General features: G+C 68.5%; 2 protein-coding genes and 1 pseudogene. 2 read left to right on the top strand and 1 reads right to left on the bottom strand.

Annotated features, from left to right (window positions below; genetic code table 11):
- Positions 1-101: 101 nt before the first annotated feature.
- Together GTY47_RS41965 and GTY47_RS41390 are read left to right on the top strand one after the other, a co-directional pair.
- Positions 102-227, top strand: a pseudogene (locus tag GTY47_RS41965) (aldehyde dehydrogenase family protein); the annotation flags it as partial.
- Between the two features lie 77 nt (positions 228-304).
- Positions 305-403: a hypothetical protein gene (locus GTY47_RS41390; protein ID WP_234025791.1), complete on the top strand. Its 99-nt coding sequence runs from the start codon at positions 305-307 to the stop codon at positions 401-403.
- A 652-nt stretch (positions 404-1,055) separates the two neighbouring features.
- On the opposite strand, the gene GTY47_RS32310 is transcribed toward GTY47_RS41390, so the two are convergent.
- Positions 1,056-1,217 carry a hypothetical protein gene (locus tag GTY47_RS32310; protein WP_237556651.1) on the bottom strand — a complete coding sequence of 54 codons (162 nt, stop codon included), beginning with the start codon at positions 1,215-1,217 and terminating at the stop codon, positions 1,056-1,058.
- Between the last annotated feature and the right edge of the window lie 3 nt (positions 1,218-1,220).

The raw sequence follows: 1,220 nt of genomic DNA, 5'->3' as shown, positions 1-1,220 counted from the left end.
CTGCTGGTCTTCGACGACGCCGACCTGGAACGGGCGGTCGACGGGGCGTTCGCCGCCAAGATGACCACGTACCGGCCGACGCCGACCTCGCCCGCACCGAGATCTTCGGACCGGTCGCCGTCATCCAGCGCTTCTCCCACCAGGACGAGGCCATAGCCCGCGCCAACGACACCGAGCACGGCCTGGCCGGCTACGTCTTCACCGAGAACCTCGACCGCGCCTTCAACGTGGCCGACCAACTCGCCACCGGCCTGGTCGGCATCAACCAGGGCGTCCCCTCCAACCGGCCGCACCGTTCGGCGGCATCAAGCAGTCCGGCCTCGGACACGAGGGCAGCAGCGAAGGACTCGAGGAGTACGAGGAGATCCGCTACCACAACCTCCAACTGCGCCCCACCACGTGACCCATGTCGGGGGCGACACCCCTGCTGTCGCTGCTCAGCGGCTGGCGGACTGAGAGAGGGCTGATGCGGCTATAAGGGGCAGGGGCATGAGCGAAACCGGAACGGCGGCAGAGCGTCCCAGGCGGGCGACAGCGCGCGAGAAGCTGCTCGCCGCTCCAACGGGGCCCTGACCATCGTGGCCCTCGTCATAGAGGCCGACGTCCCCCGCAACGCCCTCACCCAGCGAAACCTCGAACTGAAGAACGAGTTCTACGCCAAGGTCAAAGCCCGAGCACACCGACGCCGCGACCGGGCTACGCAAACAGGTCGTACGGCTCAAGGAACTCCGCTCCAGCACACACCATCTCCGCCCGACTGACGCCGAATCACCAGTGCGCTGCCGAGGATGACCCTCGTCGACGGACGAGCGGGTGAGACGCGCAGTCGGCTCAGCCAGGTCTGGCCGGCCACCCGTAGCGTGCTCCAGTGCATTCGGCGAGGCAAGGCTTGGTGGCCGAGATCCTTTCCGACAACGCGGTCAGACAGCGGTACTGCCACCCCATCCACCGCGGCGGCGGTGCGAGGATTCAGCGGCCCGCGGACGCCGGCCCTGCCCAACCGGTGTCCCTCGGTCGGGTCGCGGGCTCAACCAGGGGGTGCCGTCCCGGGCCGGTCAGTTGAGGAATCCGCGGGCGTCGACCGGCCACCGCTGCAGCGACGTGCCCGTGCTGTCGGTGACGATCAGTTCCTCGAAATTGATGACGACCGGGCATACGTGGTTCGGCACCACCGGTATGACGGTGCCCACGCTGGGGCGGAAGTCGCCGTCCGGCAGCGG

Source organism: Streptomyces sp. SID5464 (genome assembly GCF_009862985.1).
In the GTDB taxonomy this organism is placed as follows: Bacteria; Actinomycetota; Actinomycetes; order Streptomycetales; family Streptomycetaceae; genus Streptomyces; species Streptomyces chartreusis_D.
The sequence above is the reverse complement of the archived record's forward strand: the minus strand, read 5'-3'. Positions and strand labels throughout refer to the sequence as shown.